This is a genomic window from Serratia sp. CMO1 (assembly GCF_015689115.1).
GTDB lineage: Bacteria > Pseudomonadota > Gammaproteobacteria > Enterobacterales > Enterobacteriaceae > Serratia > Serratia marcescens.
In genome coordinates this window covers 2,862,079-2,883,678 of sequence record NZ_CP065032.1, presented here as the reverse complement: position 1 = coordinate 2,883,678, position 21,600 = coordinate 2,862,079, and the positions used below count along the sequence as shown (strand labels likewise).

The 21,600-nt window shown below is 57.3% G+C and carries 15 protein-coding genes; all 15 read left to right on the top strand.

What is annotated here, in order from left to right; genetic code table 11:
- Positions 1-752: 752 nt before the first annotated feature.
- The 15 genes from IT763_RS13760 to narJ all read left to right on the top strand — a co-directional run bounded on the left by IT763_RS13760 (position 753) and on the right by narJ (position 21,600).
- Entirely contained in the window at positions 753-1,652 is a 900-nt protein-coding gene (locus IT763_RS13760) for a helix-turn-helix domain-containing protein (protein ID WP_028127498.1), read from the top strand.
- Between the two features lie 179 nt (positions 1,653-1,831).
- Positions 1,832-2,794: an NAD(P)-dependent oxidoreductase gene (locus IT763_RS13755; RefSeq protein ID WP_197817630.1), complete on the top strand. Its 963-nt coding sequence runs from the start codon at positions 1,832-1,834 to the stop codon at positions 2,792-2,794.
- A 174-nt stretch (positions 2,795-2,968) separates the two neighbouring features.
- Complete coding sequence (gene wecA / locus IT763_RS13750) at positions 2,969-4,018, top strand: UDP-N-acetylglucosamine--undecaprenyl-phosphate N-acetylglucosaminephosphotransferase (RefSeq protein WP_049299146.1); 1,050 nt, start codon at positions 2,969-2,971, stop codon at positions 4,016-4,018.
- Positions 4,019-4,063: 45 nt separating this feature from the next.
- The gene (locus IT763_RS13745; RefSeq protein ID WP_049299147.1) at positions 4,064-5,197 is read left to right on the top strand and encodes a polysaccharide export protein; all 1,134 of its coding nucleotides are present in this window, start codon (positions 4,064-4,066) and stop codon (positions 5,195-5,197) included.
- Positions 5,198-5,224: 27 nt separating this feature from the next.
- A complete protein-coding gene (locus tag IT763_RS13740) occupies positions 5,225-7,405 on the top strand; it encodes a polysaccharide biosynthesis tyrosine autokinase (RefSeq protein WP_049299148.1) in 2,181 nt (726 codons plus the stop codon).
- A 4-nt stretch (positions 7,406-7,409) separates the two neighbouring features.
- The gene (locus IT763_RS13735; RefSeq protein WP_206194777.1) at positions 7,410-8,708 is read left to right on the top strand and encodes a flippase; all 1,299 of its coding nucleotides are present in this window, start codon (positions 7,410-7,412) and stop codon (positions 8,706-8,708) included.
- Positions 8,689-9,537, top strand: coding sequence for an ATP-grasp fold amidoligase family protein (locus tag IT763_RS13730; RefSeq protein ID WP_028127496.1), 849 nt, complete (start codon positions 8,689-8,691; stop codon positions 9,535-9,537). The genes IT763_RS13735 and IT763_RS13730 overlap by 20 nt, the downstream gene beginning before the upstream one ends.
- 6 nt (positions 9,538-9,543) lie before the next feature.
- Complete coding sequence (locus IT763_RS13725; protein ID WP_028127495.1) at positions 9,544-10,698, top strand: hypothetical protein; 1,155 nt, start codon at positions 9,544-9,546, stop codon at positions 10,696-10,698.
- A 3-nt stretch (positions 10,699-10,701) separates the two neighbouring features.
- Complete coding sequence (locus tag IT763_RS13720) at positions 10,702-11,607, top strand: glycosyltransferase family A protein (RefSeq protein WP_016927357.1); 906 nt, start codon at positions 10,702-10,704, stop codon at positions 11,605-11,607.
- A 1-nt stretch (position 11,608) separates the two neighbouring features.
- Positions 11,609-12,664, top strand: a complete 1,056-nt coding sequence (locus IT763_RS13715) for a glycosyltransferase family 4 protein (protein ID WP_049299149.1) — start codon at positions 11,609-11,611, stop codon at positions 12,662-12,664.
- A 7-nt stretch (positions 12,665-12,671) separates the two neighbouring features.
- Positions 12,672-13,415, top strand: a complete 744-nt coding sequence (locus tag IT763_RS13710; RefSeq protein WP_015378195.1) for a glycosyltransferase family 2 protein — start codon at positions 12,672-12,674, stop codon at positions 13,413-13,415.
- Positions 13,416-13,426: 11 nt separating this feature from the next.
- The gene (locus tag IT763_RS13705; RefSeq protein WP_053090353.1) at positions 13,427-15,286 is read left to right on the top strand and encodes a carbohydrate-binding protein CenC; all 1,860 of its coding nucleotides are present in this window, start codon (positions 13,427-13,429) and stop codon (positions 15,284-15,286) included.
- A 292-nt stretch (positions 15,287-15,578) separates the two neighbouring features.
- Entirely contained in the window at positions 15,579-19,340 is a 3,762-nt protein-coding gene (locus IT763_RS13700; RefSeq protein ID WP_206194776.1) for a nitrate reductase subunit alpha, read from the top strand.
- On the top strand, positions 19,337-20,881 hold the full coding sequence (gene narH / locus IT763_RS13695; RefSeq protein ID WP_016927361.1) for a nitrate reductase subunit beta: 1,545 nt from the start codon (positions 19,337-19,339) through the stop codon (positions 20,879-20,881). Before IT763_RS13700 ends, narH begins: the two co-directional genes overlap by 4 nt.
- Positions 20,878-21,600: a nitrate reductase molybdenum cofactor assembly chaperone gene (gene narJ / locus IT763_RS13690; protein ID WP_016927362.1), complete on the top strand. Its 723-nt coding sequence runs from the start codon at positions 20,878-20,880 to the stop codon at positions 21,598-21,600. The genes narH and narJ overlap by 4 nt, the downstream gene beginning before the upstream one ends.

The following is a 21,600-nucleotide window of genomic DNA, read 5'->3' as shown; positions in this document are numbered from 1 at the left end:
ATCCCTCCCGACAGGGGAGGGATATTTCTCTCATTCCGAGTCATCTCACCTCGCCTCCTCAGTGAAATTTTCTGCCTTTAGGTAAAATTCTCATCTTCGCTTGCCGTTTTTTTCTTTTTTTATAGCACTATCTCTCAATGTGGGAATATTTTCGCCAAAACGGATTATATTATTTGCACGTTTTTTTCGTTTTATTGAGAGTATTCTTACATTAAGGCGTTAATGTCTTTTCGCAGATTAAATGAAATTTCCGGGAGGGGAAGGCATAATTAGTGCGATTGTTATAAAATCAGTAATAGGGTTTTGTCTTAGATGCTGCACACGCTGAGTGGAATGTGTGACGGGGTTAAATCAGATAACTCTCATTCTGTTTTTTTCGGCTTTTTGTAGTCTATCTGACAATCAGATTAGGTGGGAAAACACAATGAATTCACGGATAGGAATGAAATTTCACAATTTCATTCGATTAACAATCGAACAACATGGTTAGTTTTTCCTTTTTAAATCAATGAGGTGTTCATTTGAATTTTACGGTGACCATGAAAGAAATCCATGTTGCCAGCAGGGAAAAAGAGTCATTTGGATAAACGGAACATCCTTAATATGGCCTAATGTAAAAAATGAAATCAGAAAATTTTTATAAAGGCCAATATCCGATGAATGCAACCTGTTGAGTTTACATTTAATTTCTTGAACATTTTTTGATATTTCTATACAAAGTGTGCAGGACAGGCACGCTAAGGAAATTAAAAGTGAATCTTGATAAAAGAATAAAGATTAGGAATCTCGATGTTCTGACTCCTGCCGGGGAGAAATTTCGTCTGCGTTGGAAGGAGTATCAAATTCTTTCGCTGCTTGTCGCCAGATCACCAGAACTGGTTACCCGAACGGAAATTATAGAAAATATCTGGAAAGGAACCTATTGCTCAGATTCAACGATAAATCAAACAATTAAATCTATTCGCCAAAAGATTAGCGACACGGAACACACGCTTATCAGAACCATTCCTCGTTTGGGTTACAAGGTGGAAAATCAAGCGGCTTTTCACTTTATATCCGAGGATGAAGACTACGCTGATGATGATATATTAAATGGTGGTGAAGATATTGGTGTTGATATTCAAGCGGAACTTTCTGAAAGTGAAAGTGAGTCGTCTGAAACAAACGATGAAAAAATAGATAAGCCGCATAAATCGACGCTGGTTGCTGCGCCTGTTGCAACGGTGGAGTCATCCAAAGAACCGGTGCGTGAAAAAAAGTCGGCGGCGGTGCGTCGCTTTTTCAGCATACCCGCCAGCCGTGTAGTGAAATACCTGACGGTATTCGCCTCTTTGCTGGTTATTTCACATTTTTCATATGTGCTCGGCAACCAAACCCGCCCCCCGGTGATCAATGATATTCAGAACAACACGCGCGTGGTGTTGACGCTGACGCTGAATAACCCCCATACCAACAGCCCGCAAACTCTGCTCTGCCTTTACCAGGGAGAGAACATGGATCAAGCCACCATCGAATGTGTCGATCCTAAGCAAGGGCAGCTTAAATTGCCGGTAAAATATGAGACCTCTTCGACGCCCGGCAAAGGTCGGATTAATCTCATATTGCCGAATAAAACCTTGCAATATCAAGTTGCTTACGATGTTAAAAATTAGCGCTGAATGAGGTTTTATCTTTAGCGATAATTTTACATTTGATGAAATCTTTTATTTCATTATTTGTTATTTGAAAGCCAGGTTCGATTTGTCCAGTCTGGAACTCATTACCTAACGCGTATTAGCGTCCTGTCCCAATGGGGCGACAGGAATAATGAGAACCTGCTGAGTGACAAATTATGGATAAGCGTAAAGTAGCTATTATCGGGGGTTCCGGTTTTATCGGAACACGCCTGGCGAAACGTCTCAGTGCGCGCGATGATCTGACGTTGGTCATCGTGGATAAGCAACCCAGCGCACATTTTCCCGCGCTCTATCAGTATGGCGATGTGACGCAACCTCAGACTTTGCAAGAACCGCTGACGGGCTGCGACGCCATCATTAATCTGGCGGCGGAACATCAGGACAACGTCGATCCCATTTCGCTCTATTATCAGGTCAATGTCGAAGGCGCGCGGCATGTCTGCATGACCGCCTCCGCTCTGAATATCCGCCAAATCATTTTCACCTCCTCCGTCGCTGTTTACGGCTTCGTTAAACAGGAAACCGGCGAAGAAGGAAGTTTCGAGCCTTTCAACCATTACGGCAAGTCCAAGCTCGAGGCGGAATACGTTTATGAAGCCTGGCGCAAGGCCGATGTGGAAAATCGGTTGACTATCATCCGTCCAACGGTGGTATTCGGCGAAGGCAACCGCGGCAACGTGTATAACCTGTTCCGTCAGATCGCCAGCGGACGTTTCGTGATGATTGGCAGCGGCAATAATATGAAGTCGATGGCCTACGTTGAAAATATTGCCGCGCGGCTGGAACATGCTCTGGAACAACAGTCAAGTTATCAGGTCAGCAACTACGTCGATAAACCGGACTTTACGATGAATCAATTGGTCGACGTCATTTCCTCTTCATTGGGGAGAAAAAATAAGACAATTCGCATTCCTTATGCCGTAGGCATATGCGGCGCAACCGCATTGGATGTTGTGAGTAAAATAAGTCGAAAGAAATTCCCAATAAGCCGCGTCAGAGTACAGAAATTCTGCGCCAGAACGCAGTTTAAAAGTAATGTGCAAAATAATTTCGTGGCGCCTGTTGAACTTGATTCGGCAATCGAAAGAACCATTAAACATGAGTTTTCTGATAGATAACTTAACCGCACGCTGACGTTATTTACTTATTTCCGCCGACAAGCGGATAAATCTGTATTTTTCAGGATTAATTCATGCTGACTTATATCCTGGCAGGATCAATTTTGTTTTTGTTAATAGCGCATTGGGAGCTGTAACTCAAGGGCGGTAGCGTGCTTATTCGCTGGAGGAACGATGTTATATCAACTGAGCGTGATATTTGTGCTGGCGGTCGCGTGGATCCTTATTGCCCGCCGGGTCGCCTTGACGGTGGGATTAGTGGATAAGCCCAATGCGCGCAAGCAACATCTGGGACATATTCCGTTGGTCGGCGGCATCGCCGTGTACCTGACGCTGATGCTGATGGCGCTGTGGCAACCCGCCTGGCTGCCCGACAGCACCGTCTATCTGCTGTGCATTACGGCGCTGGTGGTGTTGGGCGTGCTGGATGACCGCTTTGATCTGCCCGTGGCGCCGCGCGTCATGGTGCAGGGAGGGATCGCGCTGGCGATGATGCTGGCGGCAGGGATGCAGCTTTCCTCATTGGGCCATGCCTGGGGCCATCAGGAAGTGATGCTCGGTTATGGCGCGTTGCTGCTCACGCCGCTGGCGGTATGGGGGGCGATCAACGCCTACAACATGGTGGATGGCATCGACGGGCAACTGGGCGCCTTGTCCTGCGTGACCTTCGTTGCGCTGGCCATCGTGTTCGGACTGGGTGGCCGGGGAGATCTGGCGCTGTGGTGCCTGGGCGTGATCGTCGCGCTGGCGGCTTATCTGCTGTTCAACCTGAGCCTGTTCGGCGCGCGTAACAAAATCTTTATGGGGGACGCCGGCAGCATGGTGATCGGCTTCAGCGTGCTGTGGCTGGTGTTACTGGCGACGCAGGGGCAGCAGGCGGTAATGCGCCCGGTCACCGCGCTGTGGCTGATCGCCATTCCGCTGATGGACATGGTGACCGTGATGGTGCGCCGCCTGTTGCGCCGCCAAAGCCCCTTCAAAGCGGGCCGCGATCATTTGCACCATATTCTGATGCGTCGCGGACTCAATGCGCGCCAGGCACTGGCGATGAGCACCATGCTGGCGGTGACGCTGGCCTGCATCGGCATTTGCAGTGAAGTGTTGCAACTGCAGGAAAGCCTGATGCTGGTGGCGTTTCTGTTCTGTTTTTGCGGTTATTTCGCCATGTTGCGCGAACCGCGTCAGGCGACGATGCTCAGCGATAATCCAACCGTCGGGCGTTAATCCTCTCACGGGCTGCGGCAGCAGCCCGTTTATCACGGTACTTCCATGAATTTTCATTTGCCTCTTTTGATGCCGTTGGCCTTCACCTCCGCGTTATTGAGCGGTTGTACGGTGGTTCCCGGCTCACATTTACCGACCAGCGGAAAAGCCATCGTCGTGCAACAAGACGACGATTTCGATTTGAACAGCCAGGTACAGGTCTACCGCATGTCACCGATGCTGCTGCAGAAAATGCGGCGCGTTGAACCGGTCGCCCAGCCGAATCCGGCGCTGGACCAGCGGTTGCAGAGCTACCAATACCGTATCGGCGTCGGCGACGTGTTGAACGTCACCGTCTGGGATCACCCCGAGTTGACCACGCCGGCCGGGCAATATCGCAGCGCCAGCGACACCGGTAACTGGGTGCATGCGGATGGCACGATCTTTTACCCCTATATCGGGCGCGTGGCGGTGGTGGGTAAAACCGTCACCGAAGTGCGCAGCCTGATCGCCGGCCGTCTGGCGCAGTATGTGGAAAGCCCGCAGGTGGATGTCAGCATCGCCGCGTTCCGCTCGCAGAAGGCTTATGTGACCGGTGAGGTGAAAACCTCCGGTCAGCAGGCGATCACCAACGTACCGCTGACCATTCTGGATGCGATCAACGCCGCCGGCGGCCTGACGGACAATGCCGACTGGCGCAACGTGGTGCTGACGCATCAGGGCAAAGAGCGGGCCATCTCGCTGCAGGCGCTGATGCAGCGTGGCGACATCAGCCAGAACGCGCTGCTGCAGCCGGGCGACATCCTCTACATTCCGCGCAATGACAACTTGAAAGTGTTCGTGATGGGCGAGGTGGGCAAGCAAGCGACGCTGAAGATGGATCGCAGCGGCATGACCCTGACCGAAGCCCTCGGATCTTCCGAAGGGATCAGCCAGACGGTGGCGGATGCGACCGGGGTGTTCGTGATCCGGCCGAGCGGCGGCAACCCCCCGCAGCGGCTGGCGACGCTGTATCAGTTCGATCTCTCCGACGCCAGCGCGCTGGCGATGGGCGCTGAATTTCAGCTGCACCCTTACGACGTCGTGTACGTCACCGCGGCGCCTATCGCGCGCTGGAACCGTTTGATCAGCCAGCTGGTGCCGACCATCAGCAGTTTTAACGATCTCAGCGAGGCTACCTTGCGCGTGCGCAACTGGTAACTCCGCAGGGTGAATAAGGAACAGAAGATGAAAAACAATGCGCTGTCCGTGATGGTGGCCGAACAAGATGAAAAGCTGGAGTGGGAGCGTCTGGTAGGGCCGCTGTGGGATAACCGCTGGCGGATCGCCGTCGTGACCGGCGTGGCCGGTGCGCTGGGCGTCGCCTACGCCCTGTTGGCTACCCCGGTGTATCAGGCCACGGCGGTGGTGCAGGTGGAGAATCAGCTGTCCGGCGATTCGCTGCTGCGTGAAACGCTGGACAGTTCGCTGGGGCAAAATTCGACGACGCAGGATGAGGTGACGCTGGTCAAGTCGCGCTACGTGCTCGGCAAAACGGTGGATGCCCTCGGCCTGACGGTGCGCGTCGAACCGGACTATTTCCCGGTGTTCGGTAAAGGTTTCGCCCGACTGAGCGGTGAAAAGACGCCGGTATTGGACATCGGTACGCTGACAACGCCGGCGGACATGCAGGGCGAAGCGCTGACGCTGACGGTGCGCGATGGGCAACATTACGAGCTGAGCCATGACGGCGCCAAATTGTTCAGCGGCGTGGTTGGGCAACCGGTGGCGCAGGGCGAGTGGAGCATGACCGTTTCGGCGCTGGATGCGGCGCCGGGCACCAGTTTCACCGTGGTTAAAGTCGCGCGTCAAGAAGCGGTGGACGATCTGCGTAAATACCTGGGCGTAGTGCCGAGCGGCAAGGACAGCGGCATCATGACGTTTACGCTGCCGAGTGAAGATCCGCAGCGTGCCGAGGCGGTGCTGAAGAACATCACCGATAACTACCTGCAGCAGAACGTGGATCGTAAAACGGAAGAGGCGCAGAGAATGCTGGCCTTCCTGCAGGAGCAGCTGCCGCAAACGCAAACCTCGTTGAACAACGCCGAAAACCAGCTCAACCAGTTCCGCCAGCAAAACGATTCGGTGGATCTGTCGCTGGAAGCCAAGTCGGTGCTGGACACTCAGGTGCAGCTCGAAGCCCAGCTCAACGAGCTGACCTTCAAGGAGGCGGAGATTTCCAAGCTTTATACCCGCGTGCACCCGGCTTACCGGGCGCTGATGGAAAAGCGCGCCACGCTGGAGGCGGAAAAGGCGCGGCTCGGCAAACAGGTACAGACGCTGCCGAAAATGCAGCAGGAGATCCTGCGTCTCACCCGCGACGTGCAGGTGGATCAGCAGGTTTACATGCAACTGATGAACAAACAGCAGGAGCTGAGCATCAGCAAGGCCGGCACGGTGGGCAATATTCGCATCGTCGACGAGGCGGAAACCGCTATCCGACCGATTCAGCCGCAAAAGATGCTAATCGTGTTGTTGGCGTTGATACTGGGCGCTGCGGGCACCGCGGCCGTGGTGCTGCTGCGCACGGCCTTCCATCGCGGCATCAATGATATCGATACGCTGGAGAAGCGAGGCATCAACGTCTACGCCACCGTGCCGCTGTCGCCATGGCAGGCGAAACGCAATCGCGAACAACGCCTGCTGTTGCCCAAATCCGGCGGTCGTCGCCTGCCGATCCTGGCGGTGGTCGAGCCGGCGGATCTGTCGGTGGAGGCCATTCGCAGCCTGCGCACCAGCCTGCATTTCGCCATGCTGGAGGCCAAAAACAACATTTTGATGGTCTCCGGTGCCAGTCCGGAAAGCGGCAAGAGTTTTACCAGCACCAACCTGGCGGTGGTGGTGGCGCAGGCCGGGCAGCGGGTGCTGTTGATCGACGCGGATATGCGTAAAGGATTTTTGCATCGTTGGTTATCGGACGACGCTCATCAAGGGCTGTCCGACATGCTGGTGGGCAAAGTGATGACGGAACAGGCGGTGCGGAAAACCGCCATCGCCAATCTGGACTTCGTGCCACGTGGTCAGGTGCCGCCGAACCCGTCCGAGCTGCTGATGCATCGCCGTTTCGCCGATTTCCTGCGCTGGGCCGGGCAAAACTACGATCTGGTGCTGATCGATACGCCGCCGATTCTGGCGGTGACGGACGCGGCCATCGTCGGCAATCACGCCGGTACGTCACTGTTGGTGGTGCGTTTTGAGGTGAACACCGTCAAGCAGATCGAAACCAGCATGCGCCGTTTCGAACAGAATGGCGTGGCGATCAGAGGCGTAATCCTCAACGGCATCGTGAAAAGGGCGGCGACCGACATGAGCTATTACAACTTCGCCTATCCAAGCCATCGGGAAGATCAGCGGCAGGCAGAGGAATAAGCGGGTGAAGGCCATTATCATCAATGCCCTGTGGCTGATGCTGGAACGCGTTTCGCTTAGCCTGTCCGGCATCTTCGTCTCCATTTACGTTGCGCGCTATCTGGGGCCCGCCCAGTTTGGCGCTCTCAACTATCTGTTGGCGACGATCGCCATCGTGGTGCCGCTGGTGCAGCTGGGCGCCGACAGCATCATTTTCAACCGCGTCGCCCGCCGCCCGCCGAGCGGCATTCGCCTGATGTTGGCTTCGATGCGTTTGCGCCGCCGGCTGTTCCTGGTGGTGGCGCTGCCGATGCTGATATGGAGCTATTTCAGCCAGCCGCCAGCCGGTCAACTGATGACGCTGTTGCTGCTTATCAGCGCCTATTTCTCGATTCAGGACGTGTACAAAATTTATTACGATGCCCGCCTGCAGTCGAAACGCAATACGCTGATCAACAACCTGGCGCTGCTGTTGTCGATCGGACTGCGGCTGGCGCTGGTGAGCGCCGCGCTGCCGCTGGTGTGGTTCGCGGTACCCTACATCCTCAGCAGCGCCGTACCTTATCTGGTGCGCCTCTGGCTATTTCGTGGGGAAGCTGCGGCCTCGCCGCGGGTTACGCCGCGCCAGGCCGGGCGCTATGGCCGTTATTTGCTGAAAGTGGGCCTGCCGTTGGCCATCTCCAGTCTGGCGATAGTGATTTATACCCGCATCGATCAAATCATGCTGGGCAATCTGGTCGGCGAGCAGGCGGTGGGCTGGTTCAGCGCCGCGACCACCCTCAGCCAGGGGTGGGTTTTTGTGCCGATGGCGCTGATCACCTCGTTGATGCCGGGTATTGCCAACTGTCGCGACCCGTTGGAGCAGGAGTACCGCATCCGGGTGCTTTATCTGGTGGTATTGGGCCTGTCGTTGCCGGTGCTGCTGGGTCTGTGGTGGTTCGCCCACCCGGCTATTGCGCTGCTGTATGGCGCCGCTTTTCAACCGGCCGCCGACATCCTGGCTATTTGTACGCTGACCTCGCTGTTCTCAGTGATGGGGACGGTTTCGTATCGCAGCATCGTGCTGTTCGCCGGTTATCGCTTTATCGCCATCAAGATGCCGTTGGTGGCTCTGCTGAACGTGGCGATGAATCTGCTGCTGATCCCGCGTTACGGCCTGACCGGCGCTGCGGTGTCTACGCTACTGGCGGAATTCATTTCGTTCTTCGTTCTGAACAGTTTATTCCGTGGCGGGAAAATTACCCGACTGCAGCTGACCTGTTTTTACTGCCTGCCGCGTCTTGTCAGCAAATTAAGGAGAGAGCATGTTAAACACCCTGGTTAAAAGCATTTCCAAGCGCCTGCCCGATGCCTGGCACCATCAGGTTAAATACGCGCTCTATTTCAAAAAATTGCCGCACCTGTCAAAACCGACCGGCTTCAGCGAAAAGATCATGCGCCGCAAAATTTATCCGCGCAGCATCTACACCACCTTGTCGGACAAATACAAGGTCCGCGAATTTATTGCCGGCCTGTGGGGCGAAGAGTATCTGGTGGAGCTGTATGCGCATGGCACTGAACTCAGCTACGACACGTTCAGGCAGTTGCCAGACGCCTTCGTGCTGAAGGCCAACCATGGCAGCGGCTATAACCGGTTGGTGTTCGACAAGCAACAGGTTAGCTACGCGGAATTGTACGATCTCAGCAGTTCGTGGATGCGCAGCAACTTTTACGAGCAGAGTCGCGAAAAGCATTATCTGGACATCGAACCCTGCATCATGGTGGAACGCATGTTGCTGGATGGTGAGCAGGTGCCGAACGATATCAAATTTCATTGTTTCAACGACAACCATGAAATTCGCATGTTTATCCAGGTGGATTACCAGCGTTTCGGCACCCATCGGCGCGATATTTTTGATCTCGACTGGAACCGCACCGAAATCCGCATCAACTTGCCGAATGCCGACGAACCGATGCCGCGACCTACGCGGCTGGAAGAAATGACGCGTTTGGCTCGCCAGGTTGCGCAGCAGTTCTCTTATGTCCGCGTGGATTTCTACCAGGTCGGTGAGAAGGTCTATTTCGGTGAATTGACGTTTACGCCTGGTGCGGGATTAAGCAAGCTTAAGCCGGAAAACATCGAGCAGGAATGGGGCAGTTATTTTACTGAGTAAACGCTTATGCAGAGAGTCGCCTCCAATTTTCACATGCATGCCAATGTTGGTTATAATCAGTCGCGGGATTTGGTCAATCAATCAATCATATTGACCTTCCTGTTGATCTTTTTCGTGAAAACTTTCCTGACCTCGGGATCGTTCAACAGCGAGCTGATTAATAAAACTGTGATGGGGCTCAATGCCCTGATGTTGCTCTATGTCGGCTATGCATTTTTCATCGCTACGATGGCGGAAAAAGCGGTTGCGGGTTTTTTGGTTCTGCTGTTTCTGGTTAATATCGCCACCGGACATGGCGATTACCTTTTTGGCGCGGTATTCAGCTCTGCGGTGATAATTTTATTCCGCCGCATCGAGATGGTGCGCGGCGCTGAAATGTTCGCTATCGCTTTTGTGGTTGCCGGGCTGTTGATGGTTATCCCTTATACCTTTTACACCAATGGATTTGTTTACCTTGATGAGCGCTATGGCAACAGATTAACGCTGGGTTTCGATAACCCGAATACCTTGGCGTATTATTCTTTTGCCTTGTTCGCTATGCTGCTGTGCCTGATCGACCATGCGAAATTAACGCGTGGAATGAAAAATATCGCCTCACTGGCGGTGTCGGCGTTAATTATCCCGGTGCTGATGTATTCCTATTCCCGCACCTGTTTTATGTTGGCACTGTTGATGTTGTTGCTGTTTTGGCTGGCGCCGCTGTTGCGTTTTACCCCCAATAGAAAAGTCTGCATTGCGCTGACGTTGGCCATCGTAGGCTTCCAGTTCGCCAGCGTTATACGCTGGGGGAGCAATCCGGCATTGGATGCGCTGTTGAACCAAGCGTTGACCGGGCGCATCTGGTTCTCCTGGCAGATGTTTCAGGCGGTGGGGCTACCCAATCCGCTGTTCGGCATGAATATCGAACCCTATAAGCCGGTCGATTTCTTCTTCATCGCCATGTTTTATTCGGCTGGTGGGATCGCCTCTGTTGTCATGCTTTTTTGTTATTTTCACCTGTTGGGTAATATGCGCAGGCTGAGTCGATTCATGCGCTGGGTGGTGGTTGTTTTTCTGCTGACAACTTTTACGGAAACCTATTTTTTGGTCCCGGTATTTAACGTGTCGTTATTGCTGCTTTGCCGTGGAAAAGAAATGATAAATTCTAAGTTGGAGGGTTAAGAAATGGATTTCTCGATCGTGATCCCTATTTATAATAGTGCGCGTTACCTGCCTAAAACTCTGAAGCGGATTTTCAGCGCTTGCCAAGGGTTCGACTATCAGGTGATTTTGGTTGATGATTGCTCTGACGAGGATGATATCAAATATATTCGCCAGATGGCGGCGACTAATAGCAACGTGATGCTACATGAGAAAAAACAGAAGAGCAATGCGGCGGTATCGCGCAACCTGGGCGCCAATTTAGCGCAATCGGAGATCGTGTTTTTTCTCGATTCGGATGATTACTTTACTACCAACTATATTATTCGCCGCATGAAGAAGCATGAAGATCGCCATATTGATATTATCTTCGGTAATTATGCAGAGGTGAGCGGCGATTCGGTACGCGACTTCAACTTTCACTACAAATCCGGTTCTTCCGGCGAGGATTTTCTTTTTCTGGAAATGGGCGATATTCGGTCATCCACCATCAGCATGCGTAAAAAAAGCGATCGCCGCTTTTTATTTCCCGAGTTTCTCAACAAGCATCAGGATTGGGGCTTTCTGGTCAACGCCACCAATTTGGGCGCGCAAGTGGCGTATGACGCCGGTGGCGGGGTGTTTCTCGACGTGGGGCGTTACGGACGCATGACGGCGAAGCTTAATCTGGAGGCCAGCGACCGCTTTATCAATACCTTCCTCAGCCCCAGCGATCGCCATATCAGCGGATTCGCCTGCAAGCACCTGCTGGCCTCGCTGTATTCGGAAAACGCCCAGGCGTTCAATTATTACTCATCGCGCATCGTGCGGCACAGCCTGAGCGGCAAGTTCAAGATGATCAAATGGTATGGCGATTGTCTGACGCGGCTGGGGTTGTTCTCGGTTGGCGGCCGGCTGTTGCGCAATGTGCGCCAGGGATTCAGGAGATGATATGCAAGCACGCAAGGTAATCATCGTCATCGAAAATATGGCGGGCAAGGGCGGCACTGAACGGGTCGCCAGCGGTTTGGCCAATGCGCTGGCGCGTCTGCCGAATTACGAGGTGGCGGTGTTTTCGCTGTGTGGCGAGCGGAGCTTCTTTCCGCTGGCGATCAACGTCCGGCTACGCTGTGGCGGCGGCGATTCGCTGTTCTGGCCATGGCGGCTGGCGTTCGCACTGCGGCGTGAACGCGCGGACGCGATCATTACCGTTTCCATGGGAAAACTGTCGGTGGTGATGACGCCTTTTCTACGTTTGTTCTGTGCCCGCAGCCGGCTGTTATTGAGCGAGCACGTCAGCTTTCACCAGTATCCGCGCGTATTTAAATGGCTGAAGTTGTTGGTTTACCGGTTGGGCGATCGCGTGATTTTCCTGACGCGGCAAGATCGCGACGCCATCGCTCGCTGGGTGGGCGCCGGGAAATGCCGGGTGATCGAGAACGTTTCGCCGTTCGGCGCACAGGCGCCGACGCCGGCGCTGCAGGAAAAGGTGGCGCTGGCGGTGGGGCGGTTGAGCAATCAGAAAGGCTTCGATCGTCTGATCGCGCTGTGGCGCGGGGTGGCGGCGCAAATGCCGGATTGGCGGCTGTTGATTATTGGCGACGGCCCTGAGCGTGACGCACTGCGGCGGCAGATTAAAGGCGCCGGGCTGGAGCGGCAGGTGAGCCTGCTGCCGGCCACCGCCGACGTGGCGGCCTATTATCGCCAGGCCAGTCTGTATTTGATGACGTCGCGCTATGAGGGGTTGCCGATGGTGCTGATCGAAGCCATGAGTTTCGGCCTGCCGTTGGTGGCCTACGATTGCAAGACCGGCCCGGCCGAGCTGATAGACAATGGCGTCAACGGTTATCTGGTGCCCGATGACGATGCCGCCGCCTTCAGCGAAGGCGTGCTCGAACTGATGCGCGACCCGGACCTGCGCGATCGCTTTTCTGTCGCCGCGCTAGATAAGTCTCGCCGTTTTTCTCCCGAACGTATTTATCCCCAGTGGCAACAGCTCATTGAGTGAGGACAGAATGGAAAAGATATCCGTGATAATGCCCGCCTACAACGCGGCAAACTCTATCAAAGAATCGATCCTTGGCGTGCTGAATCAGCAATTTACCGACTATCACCTGTATGTGATCGATGATGCGTCCACCGACAACACCGCCGAGGTGGTGCGGCCGTTTATCCACGATCGCCTCACCTATATACGCAATGAGCATAACCAGGGCGTGGCGGAAACGCGCAACATCGGCATTGAGGCGGCGAGCGGGGACTATATCGCCTTCTGCGACAGTGATGACGTATGGCTCCCCAACAAGCTGTCGCGCCAGGCGAGCATTTTGCAAACCCGCCGCTATGACGTGGTGTGTTCCCATTATTACACCTTCGAAGACGACCTGAAATTGATCAAAAACACCCGTGGTGCGGATGAGCTTATCGGCTATCAGGACATGTTGAAAAGCAACTGGATCGGCAATCTCACCGGCATCTATAACCAGAAGCGCATCGGTAAGGTATATCAGCAAAAAGTGGGGCATGAGGACTACTTGATGTGGCTGGCGGTGCTGCAGAAGGCGCGTAACGGCCTGGCCTACTGCATTCCCGAACCGCTGGCCTGTTACCGGTTGTCTACCCATTCGCTGTCGGGCAACAAAATCCGCGCTGCGGACTGGCAATGGCGGATTTACCGTCAGCATTTGGGGCTGTCTTACCAGAAATCCTGCTATTTGTTCGCCACCTATCTGTTCAATGCCGTGGTGAAAAGGAAATGACCATAAGGGGGATGTATCAGCGGGCGGCTCTGGGCTGTTGCGCCTTGTGGGGCGCAGCGGCTCTGGCGCAGAACTGCCAACCCAATCTGTTGACCAACCCCGGCTTTGAGCAGGGGCTCAGCGGCTGGCGAGCGCAGGGCGCGCAGGCCGACGGCGATACGCACAGTGGCAGGGGGAGTCTGCGTTATGACAATGCAGATATAGCGCGATACCGTACCTTCAACCAGGCGCTGCAGGTTGAGCCCGGACAGACGATAGATTTCGGCGTCTGGCTCAAGACCCGCGGCGTGCGCGGGCAAAGCCGCGACGGCGGGGCTGGGGTTTATCTGCAGAGCTTTGATGCGCAGGGGCGCTTTCTGGAAGGCAGTTATCCGGCTGGGGTGACCGGCGACAGCGGCTGGCGGCAGGTGAACGCCAGCTATACCGTGCCGCCGCAGGCGGCGCGAATCACTTTTGGCGTTTATCTGCGTAAGGGGAGCACCGGTACCGCCTGGTTTGACGACGCCTATGCGTGTGCTCGCGCGTCTATGCCGGCGTTGTATCAGCTCGGCGCGTCGGCGCAGGGAAAGGTCGACACGTTGGTCGTCACTGCGCAGCCGCAGCATTTGCAGGTCGACAGCGAATTGCTCAATGCCGAGGGGCAGGTTGTTCACCGTAGCCGCGACCGTTATCAGGTTGAAGGGCAGCGCCGTATCGAATACCAACCGCCGGCCGGCCTGGCACAGGGGGAATACCGCCTGCGTCAGCAGGTCACCGGTCAGCAATCCCAGCCGGCACAGGGCAGCGAGCTGTCTTTTCGCGTCGGGCAGCCTGCGGCCAAAGTCGCGATCGACAGCGAAGGCTTTACCCTGCGCGATGGTCAACGGCTTTTCCCGTTGGGCATTTACGCCAACGTGGCTACCGATGAGCATTTGGCGCGCATCGCCTCGGCGGGATTCAACACGGTGCTGAATTATGATTATGGGGAAAAGAAAGATCCTTACGCCTTTTTCCGCAACGCAGGCAAGCGCGGGCTGCTGGTCATTTACTCCGTCAAAGATCAGTACCGCGGCAGCCGCTTCGCGCCGGCCGCGCGCGGTGGCGACTACGCGGCGATGACGGCCTGGTACGTGCAGCGCTTGCGCTCTCAGCCCAACCTGCTCGCCTGGTACATCAACGATGAACTGGGGCCGGAATATCTCGATAAGATCGAGGAAAAAAACCTGCAAATAAAGCGGCTTGACGGCGATCATCCCACCTTCCAGGTGTTGAACAAAACCGGGGAGTTGGACGCCTACTTTAACAGCAGCGACATTTTGGCGACCGACCCTTACCCGGTGGGGAACGATCGCGATCTGACGCGCACGACGCGTTATACCGAACTGACGGTGCAGGCCGCCCGCCAGGCACGCGGAGCCTGGGTGGTGATGCAAATCATGGATCACGCCGCTTATGACGCCAGCCGCAAGCCACATCCGCCGTCAGAGGCGGAAATTCGCAATCAGGCCTGGCAGGCGCTGATCGGCGGCGCCAAGGGGCTGTTGTTTTATTCTTATACCGATCTGTTTTATAAGCGTAAAACCGGCCGCTTCGACCAACGGGAGTTTGACGCCACCTGGCGTGGCGTGGCTGCCGTGTCGCAGCAAATCGCCGCCTTCACCCCTTATCTGCTGACGGGAAAATCGACGCCGCTGGCGGGAAGCGACCCGCAAATGCCGGCGCGGATGTTTATTCTGGGCGATCGCGCCTTGCTGTTGGTAGCCAATCCTTACTATCGAGAGGGAAGCACCCGCTTGCGCCTTCCGGCGGGTTGGCGGCAGCAGGGAGAGGGCACGGAGGTCAAGCTGACGTTGCCCGCCGTGGGTACCGCGACGCTGTGGCTTCAACGCTGAAAGCGACGAGTCAGCATCACGCGGGAGGTTTCTCCCGCGTCCTACCCCCAAATACCCCGCCTTGCCTCCCAGCTGTCCGCCTTCATCTTGATATTCTCCTTTATTCATTTTAATTCAATTAATTAACCTAATTTATCGCACCTATACTTTGGTGGTATTTCACCCCCGACGCGCGCGTCGCCTCCCGCTTTCTCTTGATCGCAATCAATTTGCCGCCGGTTGGCCGTCAGTAGGCTGGCGGCAGATTGAGCATGTCTTCTTATAACGACAAGAGCCTTCAGGAGCATTCCGGATGAGCAAATTTTTAGACCGTTTCCGCTATTTCAAGCAGTTGGCGGAGCCTTTTTCTGGCGAGCACGGCCAGACCTTGAACACTAACCGCGACTGGGAAGACGGCTACCGCAGCCGTTGGCAGCACGACAAAGTGGTGCGTTCCACCCACGGCGTGAACTGCACCGGTTCCTGCAGTTGGAAAATCTACGTGAAGAATGGTCTGGTGACCTGGGAAACCCAGCAAACCGACTATCCGCGCACCCGTCCCGATCTGCCCAACCATGAACCGCGCGGCTGCCCGCGCGGCGCCAGTTACTCCTGGTACCTGTACAGCGCCAACCGGCTGAAATACCCGCTGATGCGCAAGCGTCTGCTCAAACTGTGGCGCGAAGCGAAAGCGCAGCACAGCGATGCGGTCGCGGCCTGGGGCTCTATCGTCGGCGATGCGGAAAAAGCCAAAAGTTACAAGGTGGCGCGCGGCCGCGGCGGTTTCGTCCGCTCCAGCTGGCAAGAGGTCAATGAACTGATCGCCGCCGCCAACGTCTATACCGCCAAAACCTTCGGCCCTGACCGCATTATCGGCTTCTCGCCGATCCCGGCGATGTCGATGGTGTCCTACGCCGCCGGCGCCCGCTACCTGTCGCTGATCGGCGGTGCCTGCCTGAGCTTCTACGACTGGTATTGCGATCTGCCGCCGGCCTCGCCGATGACCTGGGGCGAGCAGACCGACGTGCCGGAATCCGCCGACTGGTACAACTCCTCCTACATTATCGCCTGGGGCTCCAACGTGCCGCAGACGCGCACCCCGGACGCCCACTTCTTTACCGAAGTGCGTTACAAGGGCACCAAAACCGTGGCGGTGACGCCGGACTATGCCGAAGTCGCCAAGCTGTGCGACCACTGGCTGAATCCGAAGCAGGGCACCGACAGCGCGATGGCGCTGGCGATGGGTCACGTGATGCTGAAAGAGTTCCATCTCGATCGCGAAGTCGGCTACTTCCGCGACTATGTGCGCCGTTATACCGACATGCCGATGCTGGTGCTGCTGGAGCCGCGTGAAGGCGGCCACTACGCCGCCGGCCGCCTGCTGCGCGCCGCCGATCTGGTGGACGGATTGGGCCAGGAAAACAACCCCGAGTGGAAAACCGTCGCTATCGACAGCCGCAGCGGCGATCTGGTGGCGCCGCAGGGCTCCATCGGTTTCCGCTGGGGCGAGAAGGGCAAGTGGAACCTGGAACAGCGTGAAGGCAAGGCGCAACAGGAAGTCGAGTTGCAGCTCAGCCTGTTGGGCATGCATGACGACGTCGCCGAGGTGGGTTTCCCGTACTTCGGCGGCGCCGACAGCGAGCATTTCAACAGCGTGGCGCTGGACGAGATCCTGCTGCACAAGCTGCCGGTGAAACGCCTGCGGCTGGCGGACGGCAGCGAAGCGCTGGTGACCAGCGTGTACGATCTGACGCTGGCCAATTACGGCCTGGAGCGCGGGTTGGGCGACGCCAACTGCGCCGCCGACTATGACGAGGTCAAGGCTTACAGCCCGGCCTGGGCCGAGCAGATCACCGGCGTATCGCGCCACAACATCATCCGCATTGCCCGCGAGTTCGCGGAAAACGCCGAGAAGACCCACGGCCGTTCGATGATCATCGTCGGCGCCGGCGTCAACCACTGGTATCACATGGACATGACCTACCGCGGCCTGATCAATATGCTGATCTTCTGCGGTTGCGTCGGCCAGAGCGGCGGCGGCTGGGCGCACTACGTCGGCCAGGAAAAACTGCGGCCGCAAACCGGCTGGCTGCCGCTGGCGTTCGGCCTCGACTGGCAGCGCCCGCCGCGCCACATGAACAGCACCTCGTTCTTCTACAACCATTCCAGTCAATGGCGCTATGAAACCGTCGGCACCGACGAGCTGCTGTCGCCGCTGGCGGACAAGTCGCGCTTCGGCGGCAGCCTGATCGACTTTAACGTGCGCGCCGAACGCATGGGCTGGCTGCCGTCTGCGCCGCAGCTGGGCGCTAACCCGCTGCGCCTGGCGGAGCAGGCTCGCGCGGCCGGCCAATCGCCGGTCGAATTTACCGTCGACAGCCTGAAGAACGGCTCGCTGGGCTTCGCCGCCGAGCAGCCGGACAATCCGCAGAACTTCCCGCGTAACCTGTTCGTCTGGCGATCCAACCTGCTGGGCTCCTCCGGCAAGGGCCATGAGTACATGCTCAAATACCTGTTGGGCACCGAAAATGGCATCCAGGGGAAAGATCTCGGCCAGCAGGGCGGCGTGATGCCGCAGGAAGTGGAATGGCGCGAGCAGGGCGGCGAAGGCAAGCTGGATCTGGTGGTGACGCTCGATTTCCGCATGTCGAGCACCTGCCTGTACTCCGACGTGGTGCTGCCGACCGCCACCTGGTACGAAAAAGACGACATGAACACCTCCGACATGCACCCGTTCATTCATCCGCTGTCGGCGGCGGTCGATCCGGCCTGGGACTCGAAGAGCGACTGGGAAATCTACAAGGGCATCGCCAAGGCCTTCTCCGAGGTGTGCGTCGGCCATCTGGGCCAGGAAACCGACGTGGTGACCCTGCCTATCCAGCACGACTCCGCCGCCGAGCTGGCGCAGCCTTACGGCGTACAGGACTGGAAGAAGGGCGAATGCGATCTGATCCCCGGTAAAACCGCGCCGCACATCATCGCGGTGGAGCGTGATTACCCGGCCACCTACGAGCGCTTTACCTCACTGGGGCCGCTGCTGGACAAACTGGGCAACGGCGGCAAGGGCATCAGTTGGAACACCCAAACCGAGGTCGACTTCCTCAAGCAGCTTAACTACGTCAAGGCCGACGGCCCGGCGGCGGGGCGGCCGAAGATCGAGAGCGCGATAGACGCGGCGGAAGTGATCCTGTCGCTGGCGCCGGAAACCAACGGCCAGGTGGCGGTGAAAGCCTGGGAAGCCCTGAGCAACGTCACCGGCCGCGATCACCGGCATCTGGCGCTGAACAAGGAAGACGAGAAAATTCGCTTCCGCGACATTCAGGCGCAGCCGCGCAAAATCATCTCCAGCCCGACCTGGTCCGGTCTGGAGGACGAACACGTTTCCTATAACGCCTGCTACACCAACGTGCACGAGCTGATCCCGTGGCGCACCCTCAGCGGCCGTCAACAGCTGTATCAGGACCATGAGTGGATGCGTGCCTTCGGTGAAAGCCTGCTGGTATACCGGCCGCCGATCGACACCCGCGCCGCGCAGCCGCTGCTGAACAGCAAGCCGAACGGCAACAAGGAGAAGGCGCTGAACTTCCTGACGCCGCACCAGAAGTGGGGCATTCACTCCACCTACAGCGACAACCTGCTGATGCTGACGCTGTCGCGCGGCGGCCCGATCGTCTGGCTGAGCGAAGACGACGCCAAAGATCTGGGCATTGCGGACAACGACTGGATCGAGGCCTTCAACGCCAACGGCGCGCTGACGGCGCGCGCGGTGGTGAGCCAGCGTATCCCGGCCGGCATGACCATGATGTACCACGCACAGGAGCGCATTGTGAATCTGCCGGGCTCGGAGATCACTTGCCAACGCGGCGGCATCCACAACTCGGTGACCCGCGCCTGTCCGAAGCCGACCCACATGATCGGCGGCTATGCGCAGTTGGCCTACGGCTTCAACTACTACGGCACCGTCGGTTCCAACCGCGACGAGTTCGTGGTGGTGCGCAAGATGAACCGCATTGATTGGTTGGACGACGAAGGCAACGACTACGCGCAGGGCAGTCAGCAGGAGAACAGCAAATGAAAATTCGTTCGCAAGTCGGCATGGTGCTGAATCTGGACAAGTGCATCGGTTGCCACACCTGTTCGGTCACCTGCAAAAACGTCTGGACCAGCCGCGAGGGTATGGAGTACGCCTGGTTCAATAACGTGGAAAGCAAGCCCGGCGTCGGGTATCCGCACGCCTGGGAAGATCAGGAAAAATGGAAGGGCGGCTGGATCCGTAAAATCAACGGCAAGCTGGAGCCGCGCATGGGCAGCCGCGTCGGCGTATTGTCGAAAATCTTCGCCAACCCGGACGTGCCGGCGCTGGACGACTACTACGAGCCGTTCGATTACGACTACCAGCATCTGCACACCGCCAAACAGGGCAAGCACCAGCCGGTGGCGCGCCCGCGCTCGCTGATCACCGGGCAGCGCATGAACAAGATCGAAAGCGGCCCGAACTGGGAAGAGATCCTCGGCGGGGAGTTCGAAAAACGTTCGCAGGACAAGAACTTCGACAACCTGCAGAAGGCGATGTACGGCCAGTTCGAAAACACCTTCATGATGTATCTGCCGCGCCTGTGCGAACACTGCCTCAACCCGGCCTGCGTCGCCACCTGCCCGAGCGGGGCGATCTACAAGCGCGGCGAAGACGGCATCGTGCTGATCGACCAGGACAAGTGCCGCGGCTGGCGCATGTGCCTGACTGGCTGCCCGTACAAGAAAATCTATTTCAACTGGAAAAGCGGCAAGTCCGAGAAGTGCATCTTCTGTTACCCGCGTATCGAAGCCGGCCAGCCGACGGTTTGTTCGGAGACCTGCGTGGGCCGCATCCGCTATCTCGGCGTGCTGCTGTACGACGCCGATCGCATCGAGCAGGCGGCGGCGGTGGAGAACGACAAGGATCTGTACCAGAGTCAGCTCGATATTTTCCTCGATCCGCATGATCCGAAGGTGATTGCTCAGGCGCTGGCGGACGGCGTGCCGCAGGGCGTCATTGAAGCCGCTCAGCAGTCGCCGGTGTACAAAATGGCGATGGACTGGAAGCTGGCGCTGCCGCTGCACCCGGAATACCGCACGTTGCCGATGGTGTGGTACGTGCCGCCGTTGTCACCGATTCAATCGGCCGCCGACGCCGGCGAGCTGGCGCACAGCGGCGTATTGCCGGACGTCGAGAGCCTGCGCATCCCGGTGCAGTATCTGGCGAACCTGTTGACCGCCGGCGATACCGAGCCGGTGCTGCTGGCGCTGAAACGCATGCTGGCGATGCGCCACTACAAGCGGGCGGAAACCGTCGACGGCGTGGTGGACACCAGCGCGCTGGAGCAGGTCGGTCTGAGTGAAGCGCAGGCGCAGGAGATGTATCGCTACCTGGCGATCGCCAACTATGAAGATCGCTTCGTGGTGCCGTCGAGCCACCGCGAGCTGGCGCGCGAAGCCTTCCCGGAAAGCAAGGGGTGCGGCTTCAGCTTCGGCGACGGCTGCCACGGCAGCGATGGCAAGTTCAATCTGTTCAACAGCCGCCGTATCGATGCCATCGACGTGACCGCGAAAACCGCGCGGCCGGAGGATGCCTCATGATCAGCCTGAAAGTGATCGCCCGCCTGCTGGATTACCCGGAGCAGGCGCTGTTTGACCATCAGCAGGCGCTGATCGAAGCGCTGGAGCCGGCCAGCGAGCTGGATCTGCACCACAGCGCGCAGCTGATTCTGTTTATCCGCCGCCTGTGCGCGCGCCCGTTGCTGGACGCGCAGGCTGACTATTGCGAACTGTTCGATCGCGGCCGCGCCACCTCGCTGCTGCTGTTTGAGCATGTGCACGGCGAGTCGCGCGATCGCGGCCAGGCGATGGTTGACCTGATGGCGCAGTACCGCGCCGCCGGGCTGGAGATCGACAGCCGTGAGCTGCCGGACTTCCTGCCGCTGTACCTGGAGTATTTGGCCAGCCGCAGCGCGGCGCAGGCGCGGGAAGGGCTGCGGGACATCGCGCCGATCCTGGCGCTGCTGGGCGCGCGTTTGCAGCAGCGCGAAAGCCCGTACGCGGTGCTGTTTGATCTGCTGCTGGCGCTGTCCGGCAGCGAGGTGCAGGCCCAGGCGCTGGAGACGCAGGTGGCGCAAGAGGCGCGCGACGATACGCCGCAGGCGCTGGATGCGGTGTGGGAAGAGGAGCAGATCAAGTTTCTCGGCGAACAAGGCTGCGCCTCCGCCCAGCAGACGGCGCACCAGCGGCGCTTCGCCGGCGCGGTGGCGCCACAGTATCTGGACCTGACGGATGCGTTAACCGGAACCAAAGGACGCTAA